At 67.8% G+C, this 14,199-nt stretch carries 10 protein-coding genes and 2 pseudogenes; 10 read left to right on the top strand and 2 right to left on the bottom strand.

The features are described from left to right. Nucleotides 1–53: 53 nt before the first annotated feature. Nucleotides 54–587 (top strand): annotated as a pseudogene (locus tag AB0J78_RS07245) (Rieske (2Fe-2S) protein); the annotation flags it as partial. Nucleotides 588–624: 37 nt separating this feature from the next. On the opposite strand, the gene tnpB reads toward AB0J78_RS07245, so the two are convergent. Both tnpB and AB0J78_RS07235 read right to left on the bottom strand, forming a co-directional pair. Next, nucleotides 625–2,052: an IS607 family element RNA-guided endonuclease TnpB gene (gene tnpB / locus AB0J78_RS07240; protein ID WP_363787772.1), complete on the bottom strand. Its 1,428-nt coding sequence runs from the start codon at nucleotides 2,050–2,052 to the stop codon at nucleotides 625–627. Further along, entirely contained in the window at nucleotides 2,052–2,633 is a 582-nt protein-coding gene (locus AB0J78_RS07235) for an IS607 family transposase (protein ID WP_363787771.1), read from the bottom strand. The genes tnpB and AB0J78_RS07235 overlap by 1 nt, the downstream gene beginning before the upstream one ends. A 68-nt stretch (nucleotides 2,634–2,701) precedes the next feature. Here AB0J78_RS07235 and AB0J78_RS07230 point away from each other — a divergent pair. From AB0J78_RS07230 to AB0J78_RS07190, 9 genes and pseudogenes are all read left to right on the top strand, one after another. Beyond that, a pseudogene (locus AB0J78_RS07230) lies at nucleotides 2,702–3,307 on the top strand (SRPBCC family protein); the annotation flags it as partial. Nucleotides 3,308–3,507: 200 nt separating this feature from the next. Continuing rightward, complete coding sequence (locus tag AB0J78_RS07225; protein ID WP_363787770.1) at nucleotides 3,508–4,596, top strand: S-(hydroxymethyl)mycothiol dehydrogenase; 1,089 nt, start codon at nucleotides 3,508–3,510, stop codon at nucleotides 4,594–4,596. Then, on the top strand, nucleotides 4,593–5,219 hold the full coding sequence (locus AB0J78_RS07220; RefSeq protein WP_363787769.1) for an MBL fold metallo-hydrolase: 627 nt from the start codon (nucleotides 4,593–4,595) through the stop codon (nucleotides 5,217–5,219). Before AB0J78_RS07225 ends, AB0J78_RS07220 begins: the two co-directional genes overlap by 4 nt. Nucleotides 5,220–5,336: 117 nt before the next feature. Continuing rightward, nucleotides 5,337–6,638: a serine hydroxymethyltransferase gene (glyA, locus tag AB0J78_RS07215; RefSeq protein WP_363787768.1), complete on the top strand. Its 1,302-nt coding sequence runs from the start codon at nucleotides 5,337–5,339 to the stop codon at nucleotides 6,636–6,638. Beyond that, entirely contained in the window at nucleotides 6,635–7,873 is a 1,239-nt protein-coding gene (locus AB0J78_RS07210; protein WP_363787767.1) for a sarcosine oxidase subunit beta family protein, read from the top strand. The genes glyA and AB0J78_RS07210 overlap by 4 nt, the downstream gene beginning before the upstream one ends. Nucleotides 7,874–7,891: 18 nt before the next feature. Next, the gene (locus AB0J78_RS07205) at nucleotides 7,892–8,203 is read left to right on the top strand and encodes a sarcosine oxidase subunit delta (RefSeq protein ID WP_363787766.1); all 312 of its coding nucleotides are present in this window, start codon (nucleotides 7,892–7,894) and stop codon (nucleotides 8,201–8,203) included. Continuing rightward, a complete protein-coding gene (locus AB0J78_RS07200) occupies nucleotides 8,200–10,980 on the top strand; it encodes a 2Fe-2S iron-sulfur cluster-binding protein (RefSeq protein WP_363787765.1) in 2,781 nt (926 codons plus the stop codon). Before AB0J78_RS07205 ends, AB0J78_RS07200 begins: the two co-directional genes overlap by 4 nt. Continuing rightward, a complete protein-coding gene (locus AB0J78_RS07195; protein ID WP_363787764.1) occupies nucleotides 10,973–11,569 on the top strand; it encodes a sarcosine oxidase subunit gamma family protein in 597 nt (198 codons plus the stop codon). Before AB0J78_RS07200 ends, AB0J78_RS07195 begins: the two co-directional genes overlap by 8 nt. 97 nt (nucleotides 11,570–11,666) lie before the next feature. After that, a complete protein-coding gene (locus AB0J78_RS07190; protein ID WP_363787762.1) occupies nucleotides 11,667–14,141 on the top strand; it encodes an FAD-dependent oxidoreductase in 2,475 nt (824 codons plus the stop codon). Nucleotides 14,142–14,199: the final 58 nt, after the last annotated feature.

The following is a 14,199-nucleotide window of genomic DNA, read 5'->3' as shown; positions in this document are numbered from 1 at the left end:
GGAACTGCGCCGACTGCTCATGACCGCATCGCAGGAGAAGGAAAGGACCATTCGTGAGCTCTGTCGACGCCCACGGCCAGGGGAAGCTGGAATCCACGTCCAGCCTGATCGCGACTTTGCCGGGATCGCATTACACCGACGCAGCGGTCTTCGAGCTCGAGAAGTCGCGGATCTTCCAGAGCAACTGGTTCGCCGCGGCCCGCAGCAGTGACATCCCCTCGCCGGGCAGTTTCCGCAACGTCGACGTCGGAGGGGAGAGCGTGCTGATCGTGCGCGGTCGCGACGGTGCGCTGAGAGCCTTCCTCAACGTCTGCCGCCACCGCGGTGCGCGCCTGTGCACCGAGGAGACCGGATCGGTGCGCAAGTCCTTGCAGTGTCCGTACCACGCGTGGACCTACGGCCTCGATGGTTCGCTCATCGCGGCACCGAACCTGAATTCCATGAACGACGTCAACCGCGACGAGTACGGCCTGATCGGCGTCACCTTGAAGGAGTGGCTCGGGACCGTCTGGGTCTGCCTCGCCGACGAGCCGCCTTCCTTCGAGGACACCGTGCGGGGAGCGGTGACGGCCAGGATGGGTGATCCGTTGCCTTCTGGTGAGCAAACGTGAGTGTGCTCCTCCATCAGGCAGCCTCGCCTTGGGGTGAGGCGCTTCCATTGCTGGATTCAGGTTTCACTGCCACCTGCGCCGCCGGAGCGGTCGTCTTACGATCGGCTCCACCACTGTCGAAGCGGGCACTCTGCTCCGCTCGCGCCAGTCGCGCGAGGTTGATCGCGGCGTTGAGATCACGGTCGATCACCATGCCGCAGTCCGTGTTGTCGCACACGTAGAGGCGTTCCGACAGGCTCAGCTTGGCTTTCACCGAACCGCAGCCGGAACACGTCTTCGAGCTTGGATACCACCGGTCAGCTTGAACTCGCGTCGAGCTGTACCAAGAGGTTTTGTAGTCGAGCTGGCGGGAGAACTCGCCCAAACCAGCGTCAGCGATCGAACGATTCAAACCTTTCTTGCGGGCGCCGCCGGCGGCCATCATGTTCCTCACCGCGAGGGTCTCGGTGCCGATCACGTCGAAGGACTGCGCGAGCAGTGTGGTCAGCTTGTGCAGGCGGTCCCGGCGCAGGTTCGCCACCCGCACATGCTGGCTGGCGATGGCCTGCTGGGTGCGCAACCACCCGCGAGATGGCTCCCGACGTGCGTTGGCTGCCGCGTCCCACGGACCGGCTTGGCGGGCGGCTTTGCGCTGCAACGCCCGCAACTTCCGCGAGGCCCGCTTGAGCTCTTTCGGAGCCTGCACACGCAGGACCTCCCGGCCCTCGGGAGTGGCAGCGACAATCAGGTCTTTCACGCCGAGGTCGACCCCGACGACGGGCGCGAGGCGCTTGACGTGCGCGGGCCGGGCGGCGGCGCGCTCGACCACGCACGTGAAGCTCACCAGCCACCGTCCGCGCTCGAACCGCACCGTCGCCTTCAACACCCGCGCCATCCCCGCTTCGAGGCGACGCGCGAGCTTGCGGGTGGACTCATGCACCCGCAGCGTCCCCAGCCGAGGCAGTGTCACGTGATGACGGTCGGGCTCGACCTTGATCGTGCCGGTGGTGAACCCGAACGACCTGGTAGAACGCTTGGACTTGAACGACGGGAACCCGACGCGTCGGCCTTTGCGCTTACCCTTGCGGCTCTCGTCCCAATTCTTCAACGCCTCAGCGAGGTTCCGGCAGGCGTTGGCGTACGCCTCTTTCGAGTTCTTGGGCCACCACGGCGTGCCGTCCTCGCGTACCGCCACATGGTGTTTGCGACGGTTGAAGTCGTTGCGCAGCGACTGGAACGACCAGGCCAGGGTCGGGGTGAGATCAGCGTTTGCGATCCCGTAAGACTTCTCGGCCTCGCGCTGGCCCAAGTTCGCTTTTACCGCGCGCAGCATCGTGTTGTACGCGAACCGCGCCCCACCCGCATGCGACTCCAACGCGGCGCTCTGCGCCGGGGTGGGGTCGAGCGCGTACTGGTACGCCTGCAACACCCAACCGTCGGGAACCTCGAACCTCTCAGCCATCAGGCCGCCTCGATATCGGACTGCTTGGCAACGGCGACCGCGCGCATAGCTCGGTTTCTCGCTCCCCGCCGCCCGCAGAGGCGAGCGCACATGCCGGTGAGAACTTCGATCATGTCCCGGACTAGATCATCTTCGGTCTCACCCATGTCGGTCACCACGATGCGGCGGCCCTGCGCCGACAAGGCCGCTTCAAGATGCTCGACCCCGAAACGGGCCAGCCGGTCGCAGTGCTCCACAACCACCACTGTTGCAGACGGGTCCGACAGCAAGCGGCGGATCTTCGGCCGCTTGCCGTTCAACCCAGACCCGACCTCGGTGACCACTTCCCCGACCTCGTGCCCGTTGCTGGTGGCCCACTCAGTCAACCTGGCTACCTTCCGGTCCAGATCAGCGCGCTGGTCATGTGAGGACACTCGCGCATAGATGACCACTCGACCGGTCTGCTGGGCATCGGCGACGTCAATCCAGATCGTTCCCGACTCCAACCTCCTAGCGGGCACCGGCATCCGATCCTCCCTGAACCACCGATACGCAGTCTGCGGATGCACACCCTGCAACCGCGCCCACTCAGCCAACTTCACACACTCAGTCAAACACACATTCGATCACGTTTACTCACACAACGCCGAACAGTTCGCAACCCTCCGCCATCGACGGTTGGGGAATCGACGAACTCGTGGTCGGCAAGCGGATCACTTACGACGTGCAGGCGAACTGGAAGCTGATCGTCGAGAACTTCATGGAGTGCTACCACTGCGCGACGATCCACCCCGAGCTGACCGAAGTGCTGCCCGAATTCGCCGACGGATACGCCGCGCAGTACTTCGTGGGGCACGGGGCGGAGTTCGGCGAGGAGGTCACCGGTTTCACCGTCGACGGCCAGGGCGGGTTCGGCACCCTCTCCGGCGTCGACGAGGACCACGACCGGCGGTACTACGCGATCACCATCAACCCGCAGGTGTTCATCAACCTCGTCCCGGACCACGTGATCTTCCACCGGATGTACCCGGTGGCCGTGGACCGGACGATCGTCGAGTGCGACTGGCTGTACACCCAGGAGGTCATCGACAGCGGTGTCGATCTCGCCGGTTCGGTGGAGCTGTTCCACCGGGTGAACCAGCAGGACTTCGACGCGTGCGAGCGCTGCCAGCCGGCGATGTCCTCGCGGGCTTATGCCTCGGGTGGCGTGCTGGTCCCCAGCGAGCACCACATCGGGGAGTTCCGGGATTGGGTGGCCTCCGCGGTCGCAGGCTGAGGACCGCGAGGTGCCGGGAGAGCGTCGTGAAAAGCCCGCACTGCGCTCTGGACTGATATACCAGTCGCATGTCACAGTGGGCGTCGGAACTGCGTTGTCGCCCTCGGTCTGCGGCCTCGCAACCGGAACACGGGTTGCGGTCGAACGTCGGAAGGCGCGTCCGCGGTCGAGGAGCAATCGCGAAGAAGGAGAAAGGCGTTATGCCACAAGAGGTCCGCGGAGTCGTCTCGCTCGCGCAGGGCAAACCCGTCACGGTCGAGACGATCGTGATCCCCGACCCCGGCCCCGGTGAGGCCGTCGTGCAGGTGCAGGCGTGCGGGGTGTGCCACACGGATCTGCACTACCGGGAGGGCGGGATCAACGACGAGTTCCCGTTCCTGCTCGGGCACGAGGCCGCCGGCATCGTGGAATCGGTCGGCGAGGGCGTCGTCAACGTCGCCCCGGGCGATTACGTGATCCTGAACTGGCGCGCGGTCTGCGGGCAGTGCCGTGCCTGCAGCAAGGGCAAGCCGCAGTACTGCTTCGACACGCACAACGCGACGCAGAAGATGACGCTGGCATCGGGAGAGGAGCTGAGCCCGGCACTGGGGATCGGAGCGTTCGCGGAGAAGACCCTCGTGGCCGCCGGGCAGTGCACCAAGGTCAACCCGCGGGTGAAGCCGCAAGTGGCGGGGTTGCTCGGATGCGGCGTGATGGCCGGCATCGGCGCCGCGATCAACACCGGGGGCGTGGGCCGCGGTGATTCGGTCGCGGTCATCGGCTGCGGAGGCGTGGGTGATGCGGCGATCGCGGGTGCGGAGCTCGCAGGAGCGAGCACGATCGTCGCGGTGGACCGAGACCCGCGGAAGCTCGACCAAGCCAGGGAATTCGGCGCCACGCATGTCGTCGACGCCCGAGAAGCCGACGTCGTCGAGGCCATCCGGAGTCACACCGGCGGATACGGCGCCGACGTGGTGGTCGATGCCGTGGGGCGCCCGGAGACCTGGAAGCAGGCGTTCGAGGCCCGCGACCTGGCCGGCACGGTCGTGCTCGTCGGTGTGCCCACACCGGACATGATGGCGCCGGAACTGCCGTTGATCGAGTACTTCGGCCGCGGCGGTGCGCTCAAGTCCTCGTGGTACGGCGATTGCCTACCCTCACGTGATTTCCCCGCGCTGGTCGACTTGCACCTGCAGGGTCGGTTGCCGCTGGAGAAGTTCGTGACCGAGGAGATCTCCCTCGACGGGGTCGAGGACGCCTTCGAGAAGATGCACCGCGGTGACGTGCTGCGTTCGGTGGTGGTCGTGTGAGCCCGATCGAGCACTTGGTCACCTCGGGTACTTTTTCCCTGGACGGGGGCACCTGGGAGGTCGACAACAACGTCTGGCTCATCGGCGACGAACGTGAGGTCCTGGTCATCGACCCCGCGCACGACGCCGATGCGGTCGCGGAGCGGATCGGCGGTCGTCGGTTGACGGCGATCGTGTGCACCCACGCCCACGATGACCACGTCAACCAGGCGCCGGTTCTGTCGGACAGCTTCGATGCGCCGATCCTGCTCGACCCGGCCGAAGCTCCGCTGTGGAAGCTGGCGCACCCGGACCGGCAACCGGACCGGGAGCTGTCGCACGGGCAGGTCATCACGGTGGCTGGTATCGAGTTGCGCGTCCTGTCGACGCCGGGGCACTCGCCGGGCTCGGTCTGCCTCCACGCGCCTGAGCTGAAGACGATCTTCACCGGCGACACCCTGTTTCAGGGCGGGCCCGGGGCCACGGGGCGGTCCTACTCCAGCTTCGACACGATCATCAGCTCGATCAGCCGCGATTTGCTCGCCCTGCCGGGGGAGACGACTGTCCACACAGGGCACGGAGGCTCCACCACCATCGGGGCCGAGGCTCCGCATCTGGAGGAGTGGAGAGCCCGGGGCTACTGACCCCGGGGTCTTCGCGAGAGGTCGTCGCGGACTCTTGACCGTGTTCGCGACGGCCCTTACTTTGACATGTAACTGATATATCAATTACGAAACATAGATACACCAGGAGGTGGCCGCATGTCCGCAACGGTTGATCGTCACGGGGTGGCGAGCGTCGAGAACGCGCTCGGTCTTCCCTTGGCGGAGACGGACCCGGAGGTCCATGCGGCCGTCAACCGGGAATTGGCTCGGCAGCGCGACACGTTGGAGATGATCGCGAGCGAGAACTTCGCGCCGCTGAGCGTGATGCAGGCCCAGGGCTCGGTGCTGACCAACAAGTACGCCGAGGGGTATCCGGGGCGTCGCTACTACGGTGGTTGCGAGAACGTCGACGAGATCGAGCAGCTGGCCATCGACCGGGTCAAAGCGCTTTTCGGAGCCGACTACGCGAATGTGCAGCCGCACTCCGGAGCTCAGGCGAACTCCGCGGTGATGGCCGCGTTGCTGGATCCGGGCGACACCTTCCTCGGCCTGGACCTCGCGCACGGCGGGCACCTGACGCACGGAATGCGCTTGACGTTCTCGGGGAAGTACTTCGACGCCGCTTCGTACCACGTGCGCGAGGACGACCACCTGGTGGACATGGACGAGGTGGAGCGGCTGGCGAAGGAACGGCGGCCCAAGCTGATCATCGCGGGCTGGTCGGCCTATCCGCGGCACCTGGACTTCGCGGAGTTCCGGCGGATCGCCGACGAGGTCGGTGCCTACCTGATGGTGGACATGGCCCACTTCGCCGGACTGGTGGCAGCCGGTCTGCACCCGTCACCCGTGCCGCACGCGCACGTGGTCACCTCGACCACCCACAAGACGTTGGGAGGACCGCGAGGCGGTGTGGTGCTCGCTGAGGGGAGCTTGGCGAAGAAGCTGAACTCCAGCGTCTTCCCGGGGCTGCAAGGCGGTCCGCTCGAGCACGTGATCGCGGGCAAGGCGGTGGCGTTCAAGCTCGCCGGCGAGGCCGCCTTCCGCGAGCGGCAGGAGCGCACCCTGGCCGGGGCGAGAATCCTGGCCGACCGTCTGTCGCTGGAGGAGAGCGTCGGCGTGGTGTCCGGTGGAACCGACGTCCACCTGGTGCTGGTCGATCTCCGCGATTCCGAGATGGACGGGAAGCAAGCCGAAGATCGGCTGCACCAGGTGGGCATCACGGTGAACCGCAACGCGGTTCCGTTCGATCCGCGACCGCCGATGGTCTCCTCGGGCGTCCGCATCGGAACTCCCGCGCTGGCCGCGCGTGGCTTCGACGACGAGGACTTCCGCGAGGTCGCGGACATCATCGCGCTGACGCTGCGTCCCGAGACACCGCAAGCCGGTCTCGACGCCCTCACCGAGCGCGTCGCGAAACTCGCCCAGAGCCGTCCTCTGTACCCGGAGCTGCAGGCATGAACACGAACTCCACGCCTCCCGGCGCGGATCTGCCCGAACACCCTGATTTCCTCTGGCGCAACCCGGAGCCGAAGAAGTCCTACGACGTGGTCATCATCGGTGGCGGCGGGCACGGTCTGGCGACCGCGCACTACCTGGCGAAGAACCACGGCATCACCAACGTCGCCGTGCTGGAGAAGGGTTGGCTCGCGGGCGGCAACATGGCCCGCAACACCACGCTGATCCGCTCCAACTACCTGTGGGACGAATCGGCCGCGATCTACGAGCACGCCTTGAAGCTGTGGGAAGGGCTCGAGGACGAACTCGGCTACCCGATCCTGTTCTCCCAGCGCGGTGTGCTCAACCTCGCCCACACCGAGCAGGACATCCGGGATTCGGTGCGCCGGGTCGAGGCCAACAAGCTCAACGGTATCGACGCGGAGTGGCTGAGCCCGGACGAGGTCAAGCAGGTCTGCCCGATCGTCAACGTCTCCGGCGACATCCGCTACCCGGTGCAGGGCGCGACCTACCAGCCCCGGGCGGGGATCGCCAAGCACGACTACGTCGCTTGGGGGTTCGCCCGGAGTGCGGACGAGGCCGGGATCGACCTGATCCAGGACTGCGAGGTCACCGGGTTCACCGTGGACGGCGAACGGGTGACCGGCGTGCGCACCAGTCGCGGTGACATCGCCTGCGGGACCGTCGCGCTGTGCTCCTCCGGGCACACCTCCGTGCTGCTGGACAAGCTCGGCGTTCGCGCTCCCTTGCAGTCGCACCCGTTGCAGGCGCTGGTGTCGGAGCTGCTGGAGCCGGTGCACCCGACGATCGTGATGTCCAACGCCGTGCACGTGTACGTCTCCCAGGCGCACAAGGGCGAGCTGGTGATGGGCGCAGGCGTGGACTCCTACAACGGCTACGGGCAGCGCGGCGCGTTCCACATCATCGAGCGGCAGATGGCCGCTGCCGTGGAACTGTTCCCGGTCTTCGCCCGCGCACACCTGCTGCGCAGCTGGGCGGGAGTCGTCGACGTCACCCCGGACGCGAGCCCGATCGTCGGGCGCACACCGTTCGAGAACGTCTACGTCAACTCCGGCTGGGGGACCGGAGGGTTCAAGGTCACGCCGGGGCTCGGGACGTGCTACGCGCACACCATCGCTCACGGCGAACCGCATCCGCACATCGCGCCGTTCAGCCTCGACCGCTTCACGACCGGAGCGCTCGTCGACGAACACGGCGCTGCTGCCGTCGCCCACTGAAACCGAGGACTGCTAGCCATGCAACTGATCCACTGCCCTTGGTGCGGCCCCCGCGAGGAGGTCGAGTTCCACTACGGCGGCCAGGCCGATCTCCCCTACCCGCAGAGCCCTGCTGATCTGTCGGACCGGGAATGGGCCGAGTTCGTGTTCTACCGCGACAACGACAAGGGGCCGTTCCCCGAGCGGTGGTGCCACAGCACGGGCTGCCGACGCTGGTTCAACGCCGTCCGGGACACGCGCACGTACGAGTTCCTGGCCATCTACCGAGTCGGTGAACCGGTGCCCGGCGTTGCCGGCGTGGAATCGACGAAGCCGGAGGTGCGGGCATGAGCCGGGTCGACGGGTATGGCCGCATCGACCGCGGTCGCACGCTCACCTTCACCTTCGACGGGCGCTCCTACACCGGCCACCCGGGCGACACCTTGGCCTCCGCCCTGCTGGCCAACGACGTCCACCACGTCGGCACCAGCGTGAAGCTGGGACGGCCGCGCGGTATCGGAGCAGCGTGGACCGAGGACGCCACGGGCCTGGTGCAGATCGAGGCGCCCTTCCCGGAACCGATGCTGCAGGCTGCCGCGGTCGAGCTCACCGACGGCCTCGTGGCTCGCGGCGTCAACGGGCAGGGGCGTCTGGCCGAGCGTCCCGATCCCGCCCGCTACGACCGCAAGCACACCCACGTCGACACCCTCGTGATCGGCGCGGGCCCGGCCGGGCTGCTCGCCGCGCGCAGCGCCGCCCGCGCCGAGGAGAGCGTCGTCCTGGTCGACGATCGCGCCACCGCAGGTGGCAGTCTGACCGGTGCTGAGCGGATCGGTGGGCGGTCGGCGCTGGAGTTCGTGGCGGAGGTCGTCGACGAGCTGACCGCGAACCCGGAGGTCCTGCACCTGCAGCGCACCACGGCGTTCGGCCAGTACGACGACGGGTTCGTGCTCGCGCTGGAGCGCCGCACCGATCACCCCGGTTCGGCAGCTCCGTCGAACCGCAGCCGTCAACGCGTGCATCGGATCCGCGCGCTGAAGGTCGTCGTCGCAGCCGGTGCTCACGAGCGTCCGATCGTGTTCGACAACAACGACCTCCCGGGAATCATGCTCGCATCGGCGGCCCGGGACTACCTGCACCGCTACGGCGTCCTCGCAGGGCGGCAGGTCGTCGTGTTCACCAGCGATGACGCCGCCTACTCCGCGGCGATCGACCTCTCCGCCGCCGGTGCGGCCGTGACGGTCCTCGACGCCCGGGATGAACTGCCGCCGGGCTGGGCGGAGCGCGCGGCGGCGAGTGGTGTCGAGGTTTCCGCGTCCACAGTGGTCATCCGTGCGGAAGGCGAGGAACACGTCGGCGCGGTGGTCGCGCGCAACCCTGGTGGCGAGGTGCGAATTCCCGCTGACCTGCTGCTCGTCTCGGGTGGTTGGAACCCGGCGGTGCACCTGTTCAGCCACGTCAAGGGCGCGCTGACCTACGACGCCGCGCTCGGTTCGTTCCGGCCGGCCGGAAGCCTGCCCGGCATCACGGTGATCGGTGCGGCCAACGGCACCCTCGACCTGGACGGCGTCGTGCGGGCCGGAGCAGGTGCGGAGGCGCCGGCGGTCGATGCGGAGCCGCCGCGCACACCGACGAAGGTGATCTGGCGGACCGATGGGGACGCGGCCCAGCAGTTCGTCGACGTCCAGCGCGACGCCACGGTGAGCGACATCGCCCGCGCGGTCGGCGCCGGGTTGCACTCGGTGGAGCACGTCAAGCGCTACACCACCATCGGCACGGCGCATGACCAGGGCAAGACCTCGGGCGTGATCGCCTCCGGCATCACCGCCGAACTGCTGGGCCGTCCGATCGAGGACCTGGGCACCACGACGTTCCGGCCGCCGTACACGCCGGTTGCCTTCGCGGCCCTGGCCGGGCGCGAACGCGGCGGCCTGTTCGACCCCGAGCGGATCACCGCGGTGCATCCTTGGCACGTCGACGCCGGTGCGGTGTTCGAAGACGTGGGTCAGTGGAAGCGAGCCCGCTACTACCCGGAGCCCGGCGAGGACATGGACACCGCGGTGCTGCGGGAGTGCGCGGCAACCCGGTCAGGCGTCGGCATCCTCGACGGATCCACGCTGGGCAAGATCGATGTCCAAGGGCCGGATTCAGGTGCCTTCCTGGACCGGATCTACACGAACATGATGAGCACCCTCAAGGTCGGCCGGGTGCGCTACGGCGTCATGTGCGGCAACGACGGCATGATCATCGACGACGGCACGGTCCTGCGCATCGCGGAGAACCGCTTCCTGGTCACCACGACCACCGGCGGAGCGGCGAAGGTCTTGGACTGGATGGAGGAATGGCTCCAGACGGAATGGCCCGAGCTGCAGGTGCACCTCGCGTCGGTCACCGAGCAGTGGGCGGTCTTCCCGGTCGTCGGGCCGCGTTCGCGTGAGGTGCTCGGCGAGGTGTTCCGCGACCTGGACGTGTCGAACGACGCGTTCCCGTTCATGTCGTGGAAGGACACGAATCTCGACGGCGTTCCCGTCCGAGTCGCCCGGATCTCGTTCTCCGGCGAGCTGGCGTACGAGGTCAACGTCAACTCCTGGTACGGACTTTCGCTGTGGAAGCGGCTGCTGGGGGCGGGCAAGCGCCACGGCATCACGCCGTACGGCACCGAGACGATGCACGTGCTGCGCGCCGAGAAGGGCTACCCGATCATCGGGCAGGACACCGACGGCACGGTCGCCCCGCACGACCTGGGCATGAACTGGGTGGTGTCGAAGAAGAAGGAAGACTTCATCGGCAAGCGCTCGTTCTCACGCGCCGAGAACCTGAATCCAATGCGGAAGCAACTCGTCTCGCTGCTCCCGACGGATCGGCGCACCAAGTTGCGCGAGGGCTCGCAGATCGTGGAATTCCGAGCGGACGGGACTCTTCCCGAGCCGCCGGTCCCGATGCTCGGACATGTCACGTCCAGCTATCACAGCGCCGAGCTCGGCCGGCCGTTCGCGCTGGCGCTGGTGAAGAACGGCCGCGGCCGCGTCGGCGATCTGGTGCACGTCCCGGTGGACGGTGCGCTCGTCGAGGCGGAGATCGGCGAAACCGTGCTCGTGGACCCGGAAGGAGCGCGCCGAGATGGCTAATGCGCTTCGCGCTACGCACCCCCTGGAAGACTGGAAGCACGCCCTGGCCGCGCTGACCTGGTCGATCGACGGCCTGGCGGTCAAACCCGAGGAACTCGTGTCCGCGGTGGATCTGCGCATCGATCCCGCCGGTCCCGGTTCCGCAGCCGTCGAGCACGCGTTGGGTTCGGCGCTCCCGGTCAAACCCAACACCTGGAGCTCCACTCGTGAGGGGCAGATCGTCTGGCTGGGTCCGGACGAATGGCTCGTGACGAGCAAGGTCTTCCGGCCGCACGAACTGGAGGGCTCGCTCATCAGGGTCGTGTCCGCGCACGGTGGCGCGGCCGTGGACGTGTCCGCGCAGCGCACCGCGATCCGCGTGAGCGGTGGACAGGCGCGCGAACTGCTCTCGTTCGGGTGCTCGCTGGACCTGCGACCCGCCGCGTTCCCGAAGGGCTCGAGCGCGCAGACCAGCATCGGGCAGGCCGGGGTGCTGATCCTCGCCCTGGGCGACGGTGATGACTTCCGGCTCTTCGTCCGGCCGTCGTTCGCGGGTTATCTCGCGGACTGGCTCCTCGACACGGCCGAGGAATTGCGCACCACCGAGTAGCACGAGGTCGGCCGTGACCGTGGGCACGGCCGACATCCCACCCCAGAGCATCCTCCGCGCGGTCACGCCAGACCCCAGTTAAGGAGCGCCCCCCGCCATGAGCACCACCCCTCGTGTCGTCATCATCGGCGCCGGGATCGTCGGCGCCAATCTCGCCGACGAGCTCACCGAGCGCGGCTGGACCGAGGTCACCGTCCTCGACCAGGGACCGCTGCCGCTCACCGGTGGCTCGACCTCGCACGCACCCGGCGTCGTCTTCCAGACCAGCCCCTCCAAGACCATGACCGAGTTCGCGACTTACACGGTCGAGAAGTTCAGCAGCATCGAGGTGGACGGCGCCCGGTGCTTCAACCAGGTCGGTGGACTCGAAGTCGCGACCACCCCCCAACGGCTCGCCGACCTGCACCGCAAGCACGGCTGGGCGACGTCCTGGGGCGTTCCCGGCGAGGTCGTCGGGCCGGAGCGGTGCGCGGAGCTGCACCCGCTTCTGGACCGCGAGCGCGTGCTCGGCGGTCTCCACACGCCCACGGACGGACTGGCCAAGTCGCCCCGAGCCGTCGCTGCCCTCATCGGCCGCGCTGAGGCGCGTGGAGCGGTCTTCCGCGGTTCGACCCGTGTGACCGAGGTCGTGCAGCGCAGCGGCCGCGTCGCCGGAGTGCGCACGGACGGCGGCGAGGAGATCGCCGCGGACGTCGTGGTCTCCTGCGCCGGTTTCTGGGGCAAGGCCGTCGGCGAGCTGGTCGGCATGAAGGTGCCGCTGCTCCCGCTGGCCCACCAGTTCGCCCGCACCGGGCAGATCGCGGAGTTGGTCGGGCGCAACGACGAGCAGACCGAGGCGAGTCTGCCGGCGCTGCGCCACCAGGACCGCGATCTCTACTTCCGGGAGTACCACGACTGCCTCGGCATCGGCAGCTACGCCCACCGCCCGATGCCGGCGCAGCTGTCGGAGCTGCCCGAGGTCGACGGCGACGACCTCAGCGAGGCGGCGATGCCCTCGATGCTGCCGTTCACCGAGGAGGACTTCGCCGCCGCGTGGGAGCACAGCAAGGAGCTGCTCCCGTCGTTGCGGAAGGCGAAGATCGACTCCGGGTTCAACGGCGTCTTCTCCTTCACGCCCGACGGCGGTCCGCTGGTCGGCGAGTCGCCGGACGTCGCCGGGTTCTGGGTCGCCGAAGCGGTGTGGGTGACCCACTCCGCCGGTATCGCCCGCGCCGTCGCCCAGCTGCTGGTGCACGGCCGCAGTGAGACCGAGCTCCACGGCTGCGATGTCAACAGGTTCGACGAGATTCAAACCACCGATGCCTACGTCGACGAGACCTCGCAGCAGAACTTCGTGGAGATCTACGACGTCCGGCACCCGTTGCAGCCGAGGTTCTCACCGCGGGACCTGCGGGTGAGTCCGTTCCACGCGCGGCAGAAGGAACTGGGCGCGTTCTTCCTGGAATCGCACGGTTGGGAACGGCCGCACTGGTACGAGGCCAACGCGCGCCTGGTGACCGAGCTGCCGACCGAGTGGCAGCCGCTGTCGCGCGATGCCTGGTCGGCGATGTTCCACTCGCCGATCGCGGCGGCCGAGGCGTGGAAGACCCGCACGGCGGTCGCCATGTACGACATGACCTCGCTCAAGCGCATCGAGGTCAGCGGCTCTGGGGCTGTGGCGTTCCTGCAGCGCCTGACCACCGGCAAGATGGACAAGTCGGTCGGCTCGGTGACCTACGCCCTGATGCTCGACGAGGCCGGCGGTGTTCGTTCCGATGTCACCGTGGCCAGGCTGGGTGAGCAGCTGTTCCAGGTCGGGGCCAACAGCAACCTGGACATGGACCACTTCCTGCGCGAGGCCCCGGACGACGGCAGCGTCCAGATCCGCGACATCACCGGCGGTACGTGCTGCATCGGTGTGTGGGGTCCGCTGGCCCGGGACCTGGTGCAGTCCTTGAGCGGTGACGACTTCTCCCACGAGGCGCTGAAGTACTTCCGCCTCAAGCACGCGCACATCGCCGGTCTCCCGGTCACCGCGATGCGGCTGTCCTACGTGGGTGAGCTCGGCTGGGAGATCTACACCAGCGCCGAGTACGGACAGCGGCTCTGGGACTCGCTGTGGGAGGCCGGACGGCCGCTGGGCGTCATCGCCGCGGGACGTGCGGCGTTCAACAGCCTCCGCCTCGAGAAGGGATACCGGTCGTGGGGCGGTGACATGACCACCGAGCACAACCCCTACGAGGCCGGTCTCGGGTTCGCCTTGAACAAGAAGAAGACCGACTACGTGGGCTACGACGCGGTCGCCGGCCTCAGCGCTGACACCGTCACCCGACGCCTTTCGTGCCTGGCCATCGACGATGGCCGCAGCGTGGTGCTCGGCAGCGAACCCGTCTTCGTCGACGGCGCGCCTGCCGGCTATGTGACGTCGGCGGCCTTCGGCCACACCATCGGCAAGCCGATCGCGTACGCATGGCTGCCCGCATCGGCCACGCCGGGGACTTCGGTGGAAATCCAGTACTTCGACCGGAAGGTGCGCGCCACCGTCGCCGTCGAGCCGCTGGTCGATCCGGAGATGACCCGCATTCGCCGTTGACCCCGAGCTGGGGTGCGCGGTCTGAAAAGGGTCGGTGGCCGCGCACCCCACCCCATCC

This window comes from Saccharopolyspora sp. NPDC049426 (assembly GCF_040676935.1).
GTDB lineage: Bacteria > Actinomycetota > Actinomycetes > Mycobacteriales > Pseudonocardiaceae > Saccharopolyspora.
The sequence above is the reverse complement of the archived record's forward strand: the minus strand, read 5'-3'. Positions and strand labels throughout refer to the sequence as shown.

Excerpts from the sequence above, each read along its gene's own strand:
- AB0J78_RS07210 (WP_363787767.1), top strand. The coding sequence starts at position 6,635 with ATGAACACGAACTCCACGCCTCCCGGCGCGGATCTGCCCGAACACCCT.
- glyA (WP_363787768.1), top strand. The coding sequence starts at position 5,337 with ATGTCCGCAACGGTTGATCGTCACGGGGTGGCGAGCGTCGAGAACGCG.
- AB0J78_RS07190 (WP_363787762.1), top strand. The coding sequence starts at position 11,667 with ATGAGCACCACCCCTCGTGTCGTCATCATCGGCGCCGGGATCGTCGGC.
- AB0J78_RS07205 (WP_363787766.1), top strand. The coding sequence starts at position 7,892 with ATGCAACTGATCCACTGCCCTTGGTGCGGCCCCCGCGAGGAGGTCGAG.
- AB0J78_RS07195 (WP_363787764.1), top strand. The coding sequence starts at position 10,973 with ATGGCTAATGCGCTTCGCGCTACGCACCCCCTGGAAGACTGGAAGCAC.
- AB0J78_RS07225 (WP_363787770.1), top strand. The coding sequence starts at position 3,508 with ATGCCACAAGAGGTCCGCGGAGTCGTCTCGCTCGCGCAGGGCAAACCC.
- tnpB (WP_363787772.1), bottom strand. The coding sequence starts at position 2,052 with ATGGCTGAGAGGTTCGAGGTTCCCGACGGTTGGGTGTTGCAGGCGTAC.
- AB0J78_RS07200 (WP_363787765.1), top strand. The coding sequence starts at position 8,200 with ATGAGCCGGGTCGACGGGTATGGCCGCATCGACCGCGGTCGCACGCTC.